This window comes from Micromonospora sp. NPDC049139 (genome assembly GCF_055586845.1).
On record NZ_JBVJHK010000006.1, the window covers coordinates 209,463 to 225,036 of the forward strand.

At 75.4% G+C, this 15,574-nt stretch carries 15 protein-coding genes and 1 pseudogene; 12 read left to right on the plus strand and 4 right to left on the minus strand.

The window, feature by feature from the left end:
• The first annotated feature begins 25 nt into the window (after positions 1–25).
• The 3 genes from ACZ6Q9_RS14230 (at position 26) to ACZ6Q9_RS14240 (ending at position 4,534) form a co-directional block, all read left to right on the plus strand.
• Complete coding sequence (locus tag ACZ6Q9_RS14230; protein WP_396827423.1) at positions 26–1,906, plus strand: ABC transporter ATP-binding protein; 1,881 nt, start codon at positions 26–28, stop codon at positions 1,904–1,906.
• Positions 1,903–3,699: an ABC transporter ATP-binding protein gene (locus ACZ6Q9_RS14235; protein WP_396827422.1), complete on the plus strand. Its 1,797-nt coding sequence runs from the start codon at positions 1,903–1,905 to the stop codon at positions 3,697–3,699. The genes ACZ6Q9_RS14230 and ACZ6Q9_RS14235 overlap by 4 nt, the downstream gene beginning before the upstream one ends.
• 76 nt (positions 3,700–3,775) lie before the next feature.
• Positions 3,776–4,534, plus strand: a complete 759-nt coding sequence (locus ACZ6Q9_RS14240) for a DUF2470 domain-containing protein (RefSeq protein ID WP_393262689.1) — start codon at positions 3,776–3,778, stop codon at positions 4,532–4,534.
• A gap of 120 nt (positions 4,535–4,654) precedes the next feature.
• Here ACZ6Q9_RS14240 and ACZ6Q9_RS14245 read toward each other — a convergent pair whose 3' ends face one another.
• The 3 genes from ACZ6Q9_RS14245 to ACZ6Q9_RS14255 form a co-directional block, all read right to left on the minus strand.
• Positions 4,655–5,263 (minus strand): TetR/AcrR family transcriptional regulator, encoded by a 609-nt coding sequence (locus ACZ6Q9_RS14245; RefSeq protein ID WP_393262688.1) that lies wholly within the window; start codon positions 5,261–5,263, stop codon positions 4,655–4,657.
• Between the two features lie 61 nt (positions 5,264–5,324).
• The gene (locus ACZ6Q9_RS14250) at positions 5,325–6,080 is read right to left on the minus strand and encodes an ABC transporter permease (RefSeq protein WP_393262687.1); all 756 of its coding nucleotides are present in this window, start codon (positions 6,078–6,080) and stop codon (positions 5,325–5,327) included.
• Entirely contained in the window at positions 6,077–6,823 is a 747-nt protein-coding gene (locus tag ACZ6Q9_RS14255; RefSeq protein ID WP_396827419.1) for an ABC transporter ATP-binding protein, read from the minus strand. Before ACZ6Q9_RS14255 ends, ACZ6Q9_RS14250 begins: the two co-directional genes overlap by 4 nt.
• 108 nt (positions 6,824–6,931) lie before the next feature.
• Between ACZ6Q9_RS14255 and ACZ6Q9_RS14260 the strand changes: the two genes are divergently transcribed.
• The 6 genes and pseudogenes from ACZ6Q9_RS14260 to ACZ6Q9_RS14285 all read left to right on the plus strand — a co-directional run bounded on the left by ACZ6Q9_RS14260 (position 6,932) and on the right by ACZ6Q9_RS14285 (position 11,905).
• Positions 6,932–7,318, plus strand: a complete 387-nt coding sequence (locus ACZ6Q9_RS14260; RefSeq protein WP_393262683.1) for a MerR family transcriptional regulator — start codon at positions 6,932–6,934, stop codon at positions 7,316–7,318.
• Positions 7,315–8,319, plus strand: a complete 1,005-nt coding sequence (locus tag ACZ6Q9_RS14265) for an aldo/keto reductase (RefSeq protein WP_396827417.1) — start codon at positions 7,315–7,317, stop codon at positions 8,317–8,319. The genes ACZ6Q9_RS14260 and ACZ6Q9_RS14265 overlap by 4 nt, the downstream gene beginning before the upstream one ends.
• A gap of 159 nt (positions 8,320–8,478) precedes the next feature.
• A pseudogene (locus tag ACZ6Q9_RS14270) lies at positions 8,479–9,072 on the plus strand (phosphoribosyl-AMP cyclohydrolase); the annotation flags it as partial.
• Positions 9,073–9,255: 183 nt separating this feature from the next.
• Positions 9,256–9,693, plus strand: coding sequence for a phosphoribosyl-AMP cyclohydrolase (gene hisI, locus ACZ6Q9_RS14275; protein ID WP_396827584.1), 438 nt, complete (start codon positions 9,256–9,258; stop codon positions 9,691–9,693).
• Positions 9,690–11,279, plus strand: coding sequence for an anthranilate synthase component I (locus ACZ6Q9_RS14280; RefSeq protein ID WP_393454790.1), 1,590 nt, complete (start codon positions 9,690–9,692; stop codon positions 11,277–11,279). The genes hisI and ACZ6Q9_RS14280 overlap by 4 nt, the downstream gene beginning before the upstream one ends.
• Positions 11,276–11,905 carry a Trp biosynthesis-associated membrane protein gene (locus ACZ6Q9_RS14285; RefSeq protein WP_393262676.1) on the plus strand — a complete coding sequence of 210 codons (630 nt, stop codon included), beginning with the start codon at positions 11,276–11,278 and terminating at the stop codon, positions 11,903–11,905. The genes ACZ6Q9_RS14280 and ACZ6Q9_RS14285 overlap by 4 nt, the downstream gene beginning before the upstream one ends.
• Here the strand turns inward: ACZ6Q9_RS14285 and ACZ6Q9_RS14290 are convergent.
• Positions 11,898–12,155 (minus strand): hypothetical protein, encoded by a 258-nt coding sequence (locus ACZ6Q9_RS14290; RefSeq protein ID WP_396827414.1) that lies wholly within the window; start codon positions 12,153–12,155, stop codon positions 11,898–11,900. The genes ACZ6Q9_RS14285 and ACZ6Q9_RS14290 overlap by 8 nt on opposite strands.
• 486 nt (positions 12,156–12,641) lie before the next feature.
• Here ACZ6Q9_RS14290 and trpC point away from each other — a divergent pair, with 486 nt between their 5' ends.
• The 3 genes from trpC to trpA are packed head-to-tail and all read left to right on the plus strand — an operon-like array spanning position 12,642 to position 15,528.
• Positions 12,642–13,445 carry an indole-3-glycerol phosphate synthase TrpC gene (gene trpC, locus ACZ6Q9_RS14295; RefSeq protein WP_350681602.1) on the plus strand — a complete coding sequence of 268 codons (804 nt, stop codon included), beginning with the start codon at positions 12,642–12,644 and terminating at the stop codon, positions 13,443–13,445.
• A 36-nt stretch (positions 13,446–13,481) separates the two neighbouring features.
• Entirely contained in the window at positions 13,482–14,720 is a 1,239-nt protein-coding gene (gene trpB / locus ACZ6Q9_RS14300; RefSeq protein ID WP_393262673.1) for a tryptophan synthase subunit beta, read from the plus strand.
• A gap of 4 nt (positions 14,721–14,724) precedes the next feature.
• Positions 14,725–15,528: a tryptophan synthase subunit alpha gene (trpA, locus tag ACZ6Q9_RS14305; protein WP_393262670.1), complete on the plus strand. Its 804-nt coding sequence runs from the start codon at positions 14,725–14,727 to the stop codon at positions 15,526–15,528.
• The last annotated feature ends 46 nt before the right edge of the window (positions 15,529–15,574 follow it).

Below are 15,574 nucleotides of genomic sequence, written 5' to 3' on the forward strand. Positions count from 1 at the left end.
ATTGCGGCTTACGGCGGGGGAGAGCGTGGCGAGCAGGACAAGTCGGGACGTGCTCGGTCGGGGGTTGGCCGTCCTCGGGGTGGCCATCCGGGAGCAGCCGCGGATCTTCGCGGTCGCGGTGACCGGCAGCGTGCTCTTCGGCGCCATGACGGTGGCCAGCGCATACGTGGTGGGCGCGGTGGTCGGCGACGTGGTGGTCCCGGCGATCGAGCGCGGCTCGGTCGGGGTCGGGGCGCTCGCCCTGGCGGCCGTCGCGCTGTTCGGCATCAGCGTGCTGCGGGTGGCCGGCATCTTCGGCCGCCGGCTCGGCGCGGGTTACATGCAGTACCGCCTCCAGGCCGCCTACCGGCGCCGGGTCACCCGGCGCTACCTGGAGCTGCCGCTGTCCTGGCACCACCGCAACGCCACCGGCACCCTGCTGTCCAACGCCAACTCCGACGTGGAGGCCGCCTGGCACCCGATCGCCCCGCTGCCGTTCGCGGTCGGCACCCTGGTGATGCTGGTCGGCGCGGTGGCCTCGCTCTTCGCCACCGACTGGGCGCTGGCCCTGGTCGGCCTGGCGGTCTTCCCGGCGCTCTTCGCGCTCAACGTCGCCTACTCCCGCCGGATGGCCCCCCGCCAGGCGCGGGCGCAGCGGCTGCGCGCCGAGGTCAGTGGCATCGCCCACGAGAGCTTCGACGGCGCCCTGGTGGTCAAGACGATGGGCCGGGAGGCCCAGGAGACGGACCGGTTCGCCGCCCGCGCGGGCGAGCTGCGCGACGCGCTGGTGTCGGTGGGGCGGCTGCGCGGCGTCTTCGACCCCGTGCTGGAGACCCTGCCCAGCCTCGGCACCCTCGCGGTGCTGGTGGTCGGCACGTTCCGGCTGCGGCAGGGCGCGATCAGCGTCGCCGAGCTGGTCAGCGTCGCCTTCCTCTTCACCGTGCTGGCCTTCCCCGTCCGGGCCATCGGCTGGGTGCTGGCCGAGCTGCCGCGCAGCGTCGCCGGCTGGGACCGGGTCCGCCGGGTCCTCGACGCCACCGGCGAGATGCCGTACGGCGACACGACGCTCGACCCGGCCGACCCCCGCCCCGCCACCCTCACCTTCGCCGGCGTCCGGTTCGGCTACGAGCCCGCCGAGGCGCACCTGCCCGGCACGGAGGTGCTCGGCGAGGTCTCCTTCACCGTGCCCGCGGGGAAGACCGTCGCCCTGGTCGGGCCGACCGGCGCCGGCAAGTCCACGATCGCCTCGCTGGCCGTGCGGCTGGTCGACCCCGGGGCCGGCACGGTCACCCTGGACGGGGTGGACGTGCGCCGGCTCACCGCCGCCTCGCTGGCCCGCACCGCCGCGCTGGTCGCCCAGGTGCCGTTCGTCTTCGACGACACGGTGCGGGCCAACATCACCCTGGACCGGCCGGGCATCGGCGACGACGACGTCTGGGCCGCGTTGCGGCTTGCCGAGGCGGACGGCTTCGTCGCCGCACTGCCCGACGGTCTCGACACGAAGGTCGGCGAGCGGGGCACCTCGCTCTCCGGCGGCCAGCGGCAGCGGCTCACCCTGGCCCGCGCGCTCGCGGGCCGGCCACGCCTGCTCGTCCTCGACGACGCGACCAGCGCCGTCGACCCCCGCGTGGAGGCGGCCATCCTGGCCGGGCTGCGGTCCTCCGCCGGGGAGCCCGGCGCGCCGGCCGCGTCGATCCTGGTGGTCGCCTACCGGCGGGCCACCATCGCGCTGGCCGACGAGGTGGTCTACCTGGAGCAGGGCCGGGTGGTCGCCCGTGGCACCCACGCCGAGCTGCTCGCCACCGTGCCCGGCTACGCCGACCTGGTCACCGCCTACGAGCAGGCCGAGGTCGACCACGCCAAGGACGAGACGTACGACGAGGTCGCCCCGCTGAGCTCGGGCCTGGAGATCGAGGTGGACCGGTGAGTGGTAAGGCGCAGGGGGCGACCGAGGCCGAGACGGCCGAGGCGACCGAGACGACCTGGCACACGCTGCGGCGAGGCCTGGCGCTCTCCCCGGAGCTGCGGGTCGGCCTCGCCGGCACGCTCGGCCTGGCCCTGGTCTACATGGTCGGCCGGGCGGCCGTGCCGGTGGCTGTGCAGCAGGGCATCGACAACGGCATCGTCGGCGGTCTCGACCTGACCGTGGTCTGGACGGTGGTCGCCGCCACCGCCGCCGTGCTGGTGGTGACCACGGTCTGCGGCTACCTGATGATGCGCCGGCTGTTCACGGTCAGCGAGACCGCGCTGGCCAACGTGCGGGTGCGGGCGTTCCGGCACGTGCACGACCTGTCCATGCTGCACCAGCAGTCCGAGCGGCGCGGTTCGCTGGTGTCGCGGGTGACCAGCGACGTCGACCAGATCACCCAGTTCCTCCAGTGGGGCGGCGTGATCCTGGTGATCAACCTCGGCCAGTTGGTGGTCACCACGTTGGTGATGCTGGCGTACTCCTGGCAGCTGACCCTGCTCGTCTACGCCGCCTTCCTGCCCGCCGTGCTCGTGATCCGGGTGCTCCAGCGCCGCCTCGCCGGGGCGTACGGGGTGGTCCGGCAGCGCACGGGAGCGCTGCTCGGCGCGATCGGGGAGAGCGTGGTCGGCGCGCCGGTCATCCGGGCGTACGGGATCGCCGGGCGCACCGCCCGCCGGCTCGACGGGGCGATCGACGGCCAGCGGCGGGCGCAGCAGCGGGCGATCAGGATCAGCATCCTGGGTAGCTCCGTCGGTGAGCTGGCGGCCGGGCTGGCCCTCGCGGGCGTGGTGGTGCTCGGGGTGACCCTGGGCGCCGACCGCACCCTGAGCGTCGGCGAGGTGACCGCCTTCCTCTTCCTGGTCACCCTCTTCATCCAGCCGGTGCAGATCGCCACGGAGGTGCTCAACGAGGCGCAGAACGCCATCGCCGGCTGGCGCCGGGTGCTGGACGTGCTGGACGTCGCGCCGGACGTGGCCGACCCCGGCGAGCAGGGGCGCGAGCTGCCGCCCGGCCCGCTGGACATCCGCTTCGCGGGGGTGGAATTCGCCTACCCGGGCGGCCCGCCCGTGCTGCACGGGATCGACGTGGAGATCCCGGCGAAGAGCCGGGTGGCGGTGGTCGGCGAGACCGGCAGCGGCAAGACCACGTTCGCCAAGCTGCTGACCCGGCTCATGGACCCGACCGCCGGCCGGGTGCTGCTTTCCGGGGTGCCGCTGGAGCAGGTCCGGTTCGCCTCGCTGCGGTCGCGGGTGGTGATGGTGCCGCAGGACGGCTTCCTCTTCGACGCCACGGTGGCGGAGAACGTCCGCTTCGCCCGCCCCGAGCTGACCGACGAGCAGCTCGCCGCGGCCTTCACGGAGTTGGGCCTGGCCGACTGGCTGGAGGGGCTGCCGGCGGGCCTGCGTACCCCGGTGGGGGAGCGGGGCGAGGCGCTGAGCGTGGGGGAGCGGCAGTTGGTCGCGCTGGCCCGCGCGTACGTGGCCGACCCGGACCTGCTGGTGCTGGACGAGGCGACCAGCGCGGTGGACCCGGCCACCGAGGTGCGGCTGCAACGCACCCTGGACGCGGTGACGCGGGGGCGGACGACGCTCGCCATCGCGCACCGGCTCTCCACGGCGCAGTCCGCGGACGAGGTGATCGTGGTGGACCGGGGCCGGATCGTGCAGCGCGGCCCGCACGACGAGCTGGTCCGCGACCCGGAGTCGGTCTACGGCCTGCTCTACGCCTCCTGGCTGGAGCAGACCCGCTGACCCGGTCCCGCTGGACGTCTCCGATCCGGTGCTCTAGTCTCCGGGTTAGGTAAGCCTAACCAAAGGAGGTCGTGTCATGCGGCCCAGCCCGGCGGAGATCGTCCGTACCCTCGTCGCGGGCCGGTTGCCCGGCATCGCCCACGTCGCGCACCGGCCCGGCCCGCACCAGGTCCGGCACGTGACCGACCCGGACGGGCGGGTGCTGCTGCTGGTGCCGGTGGTCAGCGACCTCGCCGCCGCACTGCGGCCCGCCGACGGCGAGTCCGACGTGGCGCTGGTGCTGGACGTGCTCGACCTGCCGCCCGCCGCGGGCGCGCCGAGCCTCGGCCGGGCCTGGGTCTCCGGCTGGGCGACCCGTCTGGAGGGCGCGGAGGAACGCCGGGCCGCGCTGGACTTCGCGGCGGTCGAGCCGACCGGCGACCTGCTCGACGTCGGCACCCGGTTCCGGCTGCACCGCTTCGAGGTGGCCGAGGCCCGCTGGGAACGCGCCGACTCCGTGCGCCGGATCGACCCCACGGCGTACGCCGAGGCGGAGCCGGACCCCCTGCACGCGGTCGAGGCCGGGCTGCTGGCCGACCTCGCCGAGCACCACGCGGCCGAGGTGGCCGCCTACCTGCGGCGGCAGCTCGGCCTGGCCGACAGCGGCCCGGACGCCGCGCCCCGGGTGGTCCGGATCGACCGGTACGGCCTGCTGGCGGACCACGGTCGGCCCGGCGCCCGCCGGCGGGCCCGCCTGGCGTTCCCGCGCCCGCTCGACGGCGAGGAGGAGCTGGCCCGCCTCCTGCACCCGATGCTCTGCCGCCACGCCGCCTCCCGGCACGCCGACCACGCCTGATCCCGCCGCGTCGCCGGGTCCCGGCGAGCAGACCTGAGCCCGCCGCGTCGCCGCGGTCCCGCCGGCCGCGGCTGGCCGGCCGCCGGGTGCCGCTCGGCCGGCCAGGGGTGCCGGCGCGGGTCAGGCGGCGAAGACCTCGGCGAGGTCGCCGGTCAGGTAGCGCTGCACCGTCGGGCCGACCGCCGCGACGAGCGTCTCCGGGGCCGCCGAGGCGACCGGCTCCAGCCGGACCACGTGCCGCATCATGGCCAGCCCGAGCATCTGGCTGGCCACCAGCGAGCCCCGCAGCGGCAGCTCGGCCGGGTCGGCGTCGAGCTGGTCGAGGACCTTGCGGAGCACCTGGCTGACCAGGAACTCGCGCAGCAGGCGGGCGGTCCACTCGTTGCTCACCGCCGAGCGCAGCAGGGCCACCCCGGCGGTGCCGGCCGGGGAGTCCCAGACGCCGAGGAACGTGCGGACCAGCCGCTCCCCGAGGCCGTCCCGGTCCCCGGCGAGCACCTTCGGCAGCAGCTCGCCGGGGTCGACCGGCGCGTGCATCGCGGCCAGGAAGAGCTGGTCCTTGCTGCCGAAGTAGTGGTGCACCAGCGCCGGGTCCACCTGCGCGGCGGCGGCGATGGCCCGGATCGAGGCCCCGTCGAAGCCCCGCTCGGCGAAGGCGGCGCGGGCGGCCCCGAGGATCGCCTCCCGGGTGTCCGGGTTGCCGGGTCGCCGTCCGGTCCGCCGCGCCATCGCCGCCCTTCGCTCGTCGTCGTCCGCCGCCGGTCCCACCTCGTGGCGGGTGCCGGTGGCATCAGTGGCTGCGCCGCCGCAGGGTGGCCGCGGCGAGCACCAGCGCCAGCACCGCCGCGCCGGCGACGACCGCCATGTCCCGCCACATGGTGCCGGTCGGCTCGGCGTTCGCGCCCACCTCCTGCAGCGCCTCGACTGCGTACGACAGCGGCAGCACGTCACTGACCGCCTGCAACCAGCCGGCCATCTCGCCCCGGGGCACGAACAGCCCGCAGAGCAGCAACTGGGGCACCACCACGACCGGCATGAACTGTACGGCCTGGAACTCGGTGCGGGCGAAGGCGCTGCAGAAGAGCCCGAGCGCGACCGCGAGCACCGCGTTCAGCGCGGCGATCATGATCACCAGGCCGCTGCTGCCGGCGGTGTCCAGGTCGAAGACCCCGTACGCCACGGCGGACGCGATGACGGCCTGGACGACCGCGGCCAGCCCGAACGCGATGCCGTAGCCGAAGAGCAGGTCGAGCTTGCCCAGCGGGGTGGTGAGCAGCCGCTCCAGGGTGCCGGTGGTGCGCTCGCGCAGCATCGCGATGCTGGTCACCAGGAACATGATCACGAAGGGGAAGAAGCCGAGCATCACCAGGGCGACCCGGTCGAACGTCGACGGCTGCCCCGGCGGTGCGGGCTGGTCGACGTACATGAAGTAGACCAGGGCGAGCAGCGCCGACGGCACCACCACGAGCAGCGCCACGGTGCGCCGGTCGTGCCGTAGCTGGCGCAGGATGCGGCCGGTGGTGGCGGCCAGGATCCGCGGGTTCACGACGCCGCCCGCCCGGCGCCGCCCGCCGGGCCCGCCTCGCCCGCCCTGATCAGCCGCAGGAACGCCTCGTCCAGGTCGTCGACGCCGGCGGCGGCGCGCACCGCGTCCGGGGTGTCGTCGGCGATCAGCCGCCCCTCGCGGATCAGCAGCAGCCGGTCGCAGCGGGCCGCCTCGTCCATCACGTGGCTGGAGACCAGCAGGGTGGTGCCGGCGGCGGCCATGGCGTGGAACCGGGCCCAGAGGTCGGCCCGCAGGACCGGGTCCTGGCCGACCGTCGGCTCGTCGAGGACGACCAGCTCCGGCTCCCCGACCAGCGCGCAGGCCAGGGACGCGCGGCTGCGCTGCCCGCCGGAGAGGCTGCCGACGAGCTGGCCGGCCGCCTCGTCGAGCCCGACGTCGGCGACCGCCCGGTCGGCGTCGGCCCGGCCCCGGCCGTGCAGGGCGGCGAAGTAGCGGGCGTTCTCCCGCACGGTGAGGTCGGCGTAGACGCTGGGCGCCTGGGTGAGGTAGCCGACCCGGCGGCGTAGCTCCGGCGTTCCGGCGGGGAGCCCGAGCACGGTGACGGAGCCGGCGCCGACCACCTGCACCCCGACGACCGCGCGCATCAGCGTCGTCTTGCCGCTGCCGCTCGGCCCGAGCAGCCCGGTGACCCGGCCGCGCGCCACGGACGCGCTGATGCCGTGCAGCACCCGTTGCCCGCCCCGGTCGACGACCAGGTCACGGACGGCGATCGCCTCGTCCATCGCCCACCACCCCGGAAACTCAACGGCTGTTGAACTCGACGCTAGTTGAGATGTCTCGCGGGGCGCAACGGTTGACTTCGCGTGCACTCGAACTGGAAGCCTGGGGGCGTGGACATCAGCACGCGGGAGACGACCCTCACCGTCGGCGAGGCGGCCGAGCGGGTCGGCCTGACCACCTACACGCTGCGCTGGTACGAGCAGGAGGGGCTGGTCGCCCCGGTCGGGCGGGACTCGGCCGGGCGCCGCCGCTACACCGAACGGGACGTGGACTGGCTGTTCCTGCTCACCCGGCTGCGCCGTACGGGCATGCCCGTACGGGACATGCGCCGCTACGCCGAGCTGGCCCGGCAGGGCGACGCCACCCTGGCCGCCCGGCGGGCGCTGTTCGAGGCGCACCGCGCCCGCGTGCTGAGCCGGATGGCCGAGTTGGAGGAGGACCTGAAGGTGCTCAACTACAAGATCGACAACTACCGCCGGGCGGAGGGGTGCCGATGATCCGCCGTCGGCTGGGCGCGGCCGGGCCGGAGGTCTCCGCGATCGGGCTGGGCTGCATGGGGATGAGCTTCGCCTACGGCGGCGCCGACGACGCCGAGTCGACCCGGACCCTGCACCGGGCGCTCGACCTGGGCGTGAACCACCTGGACACCGCCGACATGTACGGCCGGGGCCGCAACGAGGAACTGCTCTCCCCGGTGGTGCGGGCGCGCCGCGACGAGGTCTTCCTGGCCACCAAGTTCGGCAACCGGGTTCGCGGCGACGGCCCCGGCGCCACCGGCAGCCCCGGTGCGTACGTGGACAGCAGCCCGGCCTGGGCGCGTGCGGCGTGCGACGCCTCGCTGCGCCGGCTCGGGGTGGACGCCATCGACCTGTGGTACCTGCACCGGCGCGACCCGGCCACCCCGATCGAGGACACGGTCGGCGCGATGGCCGAGCAGGTCGCCGCCGGCAAGGTGCGGCTCATCGGCCTCTCCGAGGTCAGCCCGGCGACCCTGCGTGCGGCGCACGCGGTGCACCCGGTGACCGCCGTGCAGATGGAGTACTCGCTGTTCAGCCGGGACGTCGAGGGCGAGATGCAGGCCACCTGCCGGGAGCTGGGGGTGGCGCTGGTCGCGTACTCGCCGGTGGGGCGGGGGCTGCTGACCGGGGCGATCACCAGCCGGGAGCAGCTCGCCGCCGACGACTGGCGCACGACGGCGCCGCGCTTCGCCGAGGGCAACCTCGACGCCAACCTGAAGCTGGTCGACGAGGTGCGGGCGGTGGCCGACGAGATCGGCTGCACCCCGGCCCAGGCCGCCCTGGCCTGGCTGCTCGCCCAGGGCGAGGACGTCTTCCCGATCCCGGGCACCCGGCGGGCGCACCGGCTGGCGGAGAACGCGGCGGCGGCCGACATCCGGCTCACCCCGGGGCAGCGGTCCCGGCTGGGCGAGGCGGTGCCGCCGGGCGCGGCGGCCGGCGAACGGTACCCCGAGGCGTCGATGAGGTTCGTCGGGCATTAGCCTTCGGACCGGACACCGGGTCCGCCATCGGGCATTGCGCACCGATCGGGCGTACGGCACGATGGCGCCGTGGGTCACGCTCCGTCACCGGACGAGGGGTTCCTCCGCGACTGGACCGCCCGGCTGCGGGCCGGCGCCGAGCAGCCCGTCGTCGGCATCATGCTGCGCGGCAGCCACGCCCGGCGGGCCGCCACCGCGCACAGCGACGTCGACGTCGACGTGCTGCTCGGTGGCGCCCCGTACGCGGCCCGCCGGGCGTACCTGGCGGAGCACGCCGGGCGGCTGACCCACGTCTCCGTGGCCGCCCGCGACGTGCGCTCCTGGCTGAGCCGGCTCGGCGAGCCGGCCGACTGGGCGTTCGGGCTGCCGGTGACGGCGCCGGCCCGGCTGCTCTGGGCGGATCCGCACTGGCGGGTCCGGATCGACCTGCCGGTGCTCTGCCAGCCGGCCGGCGAGCCGCAGTTGGAGGAGCTGATCGCCACTCTCGGCAAGGTGGCGGGCGCGCGGGACGCCGACGACCACCTCGGCGTCCGGTTGGCCGCCGCCGACCTGGCCCGGCTCTGCCCGTCCGTGCTGCGGCCGGCCAACCCGACGGTCCGGGTGGCGTCCCGCCGGGAGGCCTTCGCCGCCGCCCTCGACCTGCCGGTGGCGCCGCCGAACTACCGGGAGGACATGCTGCTCTGCCTCGGGCTGCGCCCCGGCTCGGTCGGGCAGGTCTGCGCCGCCGCGGCCCGCCTGGTCGCCGGCGCCCTGCCGCTGATCCGCCCGTACGCCGCCGAGATCGCCGAGGTCGCCGGCGCGGACCTGGCCGACGCCCTGGTCGACGGCCGGCTGGACCGCTACGTCGACCAGCTGACCCGGCCCGCCGGCCGGCCGCCGCGCCCCCGGCGGGAGCCGTCGCCGGTGCCCGCCCCGCGTGCGGGACAATGGGTCACTGTGCCCGTACCTGACGCGCCGGTGACCGGCGCCCACCCCACCCCGCAGGAGCCCGCGGCCGGCGGCCCGGCCCGTGCGTCCCGGCTCGACCCGGCCATCGCCGCCCGGCTGCGCCGCACCACCGACGGCCTGGTGGCCGCGGTGGTCCGCCAGCACGACTCCGGCGAGGTGCTGATGGTCGCCTGGATGGACGACGAGGCGCTGCACCGCACCCTGACCACCGGCCGGGCCACCTACTGGTCGCGCAGCCGCCAGGAGTACTGGGTCAAGGGCGCCACCTCCGGGCACCACCAGTACGTCCGCTCGGTGGCCCTGGACTGCGACGGCGACGCGCTGCTGGTCGACGTCGACCAGGTCGGCGCGGCCTGCCACACCGGGCACCGCACCTGCTTCTTCACGGAGCTGCCGGTGACCGGGGAAGAGGCGGGGGCCCGGTGACGGCGCAGCGCGCGACGCCCGGCGGCGGGTCCCGGACCGACGGCGCGGTCAGCCCGGACGTGGCCTCCTTCACCGAGCTGGCCACCCGCTGGCGCGTCGTCCCGGTCACCCGGCGGCTGCTCGCCGACGCGGAGACGCCGGTCGGCGTCTACCGCAAGCTGGCCGGCGGTCCGGGAACGTTCCTGCTGGAGTCCGCCGAGCAGGGCGTCGGCTCGGCCGGGCTGGCCTGGTCGCGGTACTCGTTCATCGGCGTACGCAGCAGCGCCACGCTGACCGAGCGGGACGGCGTGGCGACGTGGACGGGGCAGCCGCCGGCCGGCGTGCCCACCTCCGGCGACCCGGTCCGGGTGCTGCGCGAGACCGTCGACGCCCTCGCCGGCCCGGCCTGGGACGCGGCCAGCGGCATGCCGCCGCTGACCGGGGGTATGGTCGGCTACCTCGGCTACGAGCTGATCCGCCGGTTCGAGCGGCTGCCCGAGCTGACCGAGGACGACCTGGGCCTGCCCGAGCTGGGCATGATGCTCGCCGCCGACCTGGTGGTGCTGGACCACTACGACGGCTCGGCGATCCTGGTCGCCAACGCGATCCTGCCGCCGCTGGACGAGCCGGACCGCGAGGCCCGGGTCGCGGCCGCGTACCACCACGCGGTCGGCCGGCTCGACGCGATGACCACCGCCCTGTCCCGGCCCATCCCGCCGATGGTGTCCACCGTCGACCGGCCACCCGCCGGGGAGGTGCGCAGCCGCACGCCCGAGGGCGGTTACCCGAAGGCGGTGGAGGCGGCGAAGGAGGCGATCCGGGCCGGCGAGTGCTTCCAGATCGTGCTGGCCCAGCGGTTCGAGCGGCAGACGCACGCCGACCCGCTGGACGTCTACCGGGTGCTGCGCACGACCAATCCCAGCCCCTACATGTACCTGCTGCGCTTCGACGGCTTCGACATCGTCGGTTCCTCCCCGGAGGCGCACCTGAAGGTGACCGCCGACGCGGAGGGGCAGCGGCGGGCGCTGCTGCACCCGATCGCCGGCACCCGGCCGCGCGGCGCCACCCCGGAGGCCGACGCCCGGCTCGCCGCGGAGCTGCTCACCGACCCCAAGGAGCGGGCCGAGCACGTGATGCTGGTCGACCTGGGCCGCAACGACCTGGGCCGGGTGTGCCGTCCGGGCACCGTGGAGGTGCCGGAGTTCGCCACCATCGAGCGCTACAGCCACGTCATGCACATCGTCTCGACCGTCGTCGGCACGCTGCGGGACGACCGCACGGCCTTCGACGCGCTCGCCGCGACCTTCCCCGCCGGCACGCTCTCCGGCGCGCCGAAGGTGCGGGCGATGGAGATCATCGAGGAACTGGAGCCCGTCCGCCGCGGCCTCTACGGCGGCACCGTCGGCTACTTCGGCTTCGGTGGGGACCTGGACATGGCGATCGCCATCCGCACCGCGCTGATGCGCGACGGCCGGGCGTACGTGCAGGCCGGGGCGGGGGTGGTGGCCGACTCGGACCCGGCCGCCGAGGACCAGGAGACCCGGAACAAGGCCGCGGCGGTGCTCGCCGCGATCGCCGCCGCCGAGACCCTCCGGCCCGCCCGATGACGGCGGCGCAGCCGCGCGGCCACGAGTCGGGGACGGCCGCGGCGGCCGAGGCCGAGGAACGCGCGCGGGCCGTCGCGGGCCGGCGCGAGCTGACGTACGCGGTGCTGCTCTGCGTGGCTGGCGCGGGCCTCGCGTTCTGGGCGTCGACCCGCACCTGGGCGGTCGAACTGACCGCCCGGCCCACCCCGCTGCCGCCGATACGCGACGCGCGCACGGGCGCGGGCCTGCTGCCGTGGCTGCCGGCGCTGGCCCTGGTGGGGCTGGCCGGGGGCGGCGCGGTGCTCGCCACCCGGGGCCGGTCGCGGCGGCTGCTGGGCGCGCTGCTCTGCGGGCTCGGCGCGGCGGTGGCGGCCGGCGGCGGCTACGGCCTGGTCGCCGGGTTCGACGGTGAGGTCAGCCGGCACTGGCCGGCGCTCTGCCTGGTCGGCGGGGTGCTCGCCGCGGCGGGCGGGTTGCTGACGGCGCTGCGGGGCCGGCGGTGGCCGGCGATGGGCGCCCGCTACGAGCGGCCGGCCCGGGGCGGCGGCGTGCCGGCCGCCCGGGGCGAGGACGGCCGCGTCACCGGCCGGCGCACGACGGAGGCGTGGGACGCGCTGGACCGCGGCGAGGATCCGACGGTCAGCTGACGGGCTGGTGGTCGCGGGCGGCGGCCCGGGCGGCCGTCAGCTCCGCCACCAGGCGGTCCAGCTCGGCCCGCTGTTCGGCGCGGGCCCGGTCGGCGCAGACGGCCTCCCAGGCGTTGCCGCGCGCGGTCCGCATCCGGGCCTCGCCGACCACCGCGCGCTCCAGGGTGTGGACCACGCCGGCGGCGAGCGACGCGACGGTACGCGAGATGGTCGTCAGTCCGATGGTCTGGTTGGGCTCGACAGTGCTCATGATCACCCCGCACGGAGATCGTTGGTGTCGGTGGGGCAGGCGCGACATCGAGTCTGCCCGAGAGAGATGCTGGCTGGCTCACGTTTCGCCGTGGTGACCGACACGTCAACTCTCCGTCCGGGCCCGCGACCAGGGAAAGGGCCGTTCGCCCTTGAGCTAGGTCACAGGGGCCGGCGTCCCGCCGTGGCCGCGCCGGGCGGCCGGTCGCGGGAGTGGACAGGATCGGGCCGAATGCCTCGCGCGGCGGGGCGACGAGACGGGGCGGCGGTCGTCGATGGGCGCGGTCGCCCTGAGTGACGTCCCGTTCACCGGAAGTCGGCCATTATGCCGCAGCCCATCTCGTGAGGCACGCCATACCCCCGGCACCCGTCGCCAGGTGGCGCCCCCTAGCATCGGCCCATGACACCCGGAGAGGGGAGTCCGTTGGTGACTGCTGAGCATGCGCACGCGGAGGGGGACGAGGCCGGTCCGGCGGCGTCCCTAGGCGTGCTCGACGAGATCCTGGCCGGCGTGCGTGAGGACGTGGCCCGGCGACAGGAGCAGGTTCCGCTGGAGCGGATCCGCGAACTGGCCGCCGCCGCGCCGCCGCCGCTGGACGCGTACGCGGCCCTGCGCAAGCCGGGCGTCGCGGTGATCGCCGAGGTGAAGCGCTCCTCGCCGTCCAAGGGGCGGCTGGCGGAGATCGCCGACCCGGCCGACCTGGCCGGTGACTACGCCGCCGGCGGCGCGCGGGCGATCAGCGTGCTCACCGAGGGGCGCTGGTTCGGCGGCTCGCTCGACGACCTGGCCGCCGTCCGTGCCGCCGTCAACATCCCGGTGCTGCGCAAGGACTTCGTGGTCTCCAGCTACCAGGTGCACGAGGCCCGGGCGCACGGCGCCGACCTGGTGCTGCTGATCGTCGCCGCCCTGGAGCAGAACGCCCTCGTCGGCCTGCTGGAGCGGATCGAGTCGCTCGGCATGACCGCGCTCGTCGAGGTGCACGACGAGGAGGAGGCCGACCGGGCGCTGGAGGCCGGCGCCCAGGTCATCGGGGTCAACGCCCGCAACCTGCGTACCCTTGAGGTCGACCGCTCGGTGTTCGAGCGGATCGCGCCCGGCCTGCCCAGCAGCGTCGTCAAGATCGCCGAGTCGGGGGTGCGTGGTCCGCACGACCTCATCCGGTACGCCTCGGCGGGCGCCGACGCGGTCCTGGTCGGCGAGGGTCTGGTCACCCAGAAGAGCCCCCGCGAGGCGGTGGCCGAGCTGGTCAACGCCGGCAACCACCCGGCCACGCCCCGCCCGGTGCGCTGATCCCGCGCCGGTTCGCCAGCACCGAGAGGAGAATCCATGAGCGCCGAAGCGCTGGCCGCCCCGGCCGGTCCGCAGCCCGACTCCGCCGGTCACTTCGGCCGGTTCGGCGGCCGGTTCGTACCGGAGGCGCTGGTCGCGGCGCTCGACGAGCTGGACGCCGCGCACCGCACGGCGATGGCCGACGAGTCGTTCCGGGCGGAGTTCGCCGCCCTGCTGCGCGACTACGCCGGCACGCCCTCGCTGCTCTACACGGCCCAGCGGTTCTCCGCCAAGGCCGGCGCGCGGGTGCTGCTCAAGCGGGAGGACCTCAACCACACCGGGGCGCACAAGGTGCGCAACGTGCTCGGCCAGGCGCTGCTGACCAAGCGGATGGGCAAGACCCGGGTGATCGCGGAGACCGGCGCCGGCCAGCACGGCGTGGCCACGGCCACCGCCGCCGCCCTGTTCGACCTCGACTGCGTGGTCTACATGGGCCAGGTCGACACCGAGCGGCAGGCGCTCAACGTGGCGCGGATGCGCATGCTCGGCGCCACCGTCGTCCCGGTCACCAACGGCTCGCGCACCCTCAAGGACGCGATGAACGAGGCGATGCGGGACTGGGTCGCCAACGTCGACGACACCCACTACCTGATCGGCACCGCCGCCGGGCCGCACCCGTTCCCGGCGATGGTCCGCGACTTCGTCCGCGGCATCGGCGACGAGGCGCGCCAGCAGTGCCTCGACCTGACCGGCGCCCTGCCGGACGCGGTCACCGCCTGCGTCGGCGGCGGCTCCAACGCGCTGGGCATCTTCCATGCCTTCGTCGGCGACCCCGACGTGCGGCTCTACGGCTTCGAGGCCGGCGGCGACGGGGTGGAGACCGGGCGGCATGCGGCCAGCATCACCGGCGGCTCCGCCGGCGTGCTGCACGGCACCCGCACGTACGTCCTCCAGGACGCCGACGGCCAGACCTGCGAGTCGCACTCGATCTCCGCCGGGCTGGACTACCCCGGTGTCGGGCCGGAGCACGCCTGGCTGCACGACACCGGCCGGGCCAGCTACGTGCCCGTCACCGACGACGAGGCGATGGCCGCGTTCGAGCTGCTCTGCCGGACGGAGGGCATCATCCCGGCGATCGAGAGCGCGCACGCGCTCGCCGGCACCCTCAAGATCGCCCCGAAGCTCGCCGCCGAGCTGGGCCGGGAGCCCACCGTCGTGGTCAACCTCTCCGGCCGGGGCGACAAGGACGTCCACACGGCCGGCAACTACTTCGGCATCCTCGACAAGGAGCAGTGAGAACGTGAGCCGGATCGGGGTGGCGTTCGACAAGGCGCGCGCCGACGGGCGGGCGGTGCTGGTCGGCTGCATGCCGGCCGGGTTCCCGACCGTCGAGGGCAGCATCGCCGCGATGACCGCGATGGTCGAGGCCGGCGTCGACGTGATCGAGGTGGAGATCCCGTACTCCGACCCGGTGATGGACGGCCCGGTGATCCAGAAGGCCAGCGACATCGCCCTCGCCGGCGGCGTACGCACCGCCGACACGCTGCGCATCATCGAGGCGGTCGCGGCCACCGGGGCGCCCGTGGTCACCATGACCTACTGGAACCCGGTCGAGCGCTACGGCGTGGACGCCTTCGCCCGGGACCTCGCCTCGGCCGGGGGCACCGGTCTGGTCACCCCGGACCTGATCCCCGAGGAGGCCGGCGAGTGGCTCGCCGCCTCGGACGCGTACGGGCTGGACCGTACCTTCCTGGTGTCGCCCTCCTCGACGGACGCGCGACTGGCGATGACCGCGGCGCACTGTCGGGGCTTCGTCTACGCCACCGCGATCATGGGCGTCACCGGCGCCCGGGCGAAGACCTCCGACGCGGCGCCGGTCCTGGTCTCCCGGCTGCGGGAGGTCACCGACCTGCCGGTCGGCGTCGGGCTGGGCGTCGGCACGGGCGCACAGGCCGGCACGGTCGCCGGGTACGCCGACGGCGTCATCGTCGGCAGCGCCCTGATCCGCTGCCTGCTCGACGCCCCGGACGAGGCGTCCGGCCTGGCCGCCCTCCGCACCCTCAGCGCCGAACTCGCCCAGGGCGTCCGCACCCCCACCCCCTGACCCACCCTCCTCCCTCCCACGCCCTGCCGTCCGCCGCCCGCGATCT